The 535-nt window shown below is 57.8% G+C and carries 1 protein-coding gene; it reads left to right on the top strand.

The window, feature by feature from the left end:
• The coding region (locus G6N73_RS36235; RefSeq protein ID WP_165034614.1) for an antibiotic biosynthesis monooxygenase family protein at positions 1 to 369 on the top strand (369 nt) is incomplete at its 5' end.
• Between the last annotated feature and the right edge of the window lie 166 nt (positions 370 to 535).

The following is a 535-nucleotide window of genomic DNA, read 5'->3' as shown; positions in this document are numbered from 1 at the left end:
GCAGTGACACGGCAAATCCATCGCCAATCCAGCGAGGTTTCCATGACACACATCCGAGCCGGCAATCAGCCAGTCACCCAAATCACCATCGTCGATTCTGAACCGGACAAGCAGTCCGAGGCATTGTCCGTCATGACCGAGCGGGCGCGCTTTATGGCGCGTCAGCCTGGGTTCATCTCAATCAGCCTGCATCGCAGCCTCGACGGACGGCGCATCGTCAACTACGTCCAATGGCAAAGTCGCGATCTCTTGCGATCGGCTCATCAAGCGCCGGAATTCCGCAAGGAGTGGGGTCACTTCGATCAGTTGACGGACGAGATCGATCCCAATCTGTACGAGGTAGCCCAGGTAATAGATGGTGGTCAGTAGGCGTGCTGTTCAGGTGACCTGAACCGTACGGTCGAGACAGCCGACATGAGCTGACGAGTCTAAGCCATGGCTGCCATGAACCATCGCGTCGTCACCGTGTTCGGTGGAACCGGTTTTCTCGGCCGCCGCGTTGTTCGGCATCTTCGCAATGGCGAGTTCTCAGTCC

Origin of the sequence: Allomesorhizobium camelthorni (assembly GCF_011045125.1) — a bacterium.
In the GTDB taxonomy this organism is placed as follows: Bacteria; Pseudomonadota; Alphaproteobacteria; order Rhizobiales; family Rhizobiaceae; genus Allomesorhizobium; species Allomesorhizobium camelthorni.
This window is presented reverse-complemented; position numbering and strand designations above follow the sequence as displayed.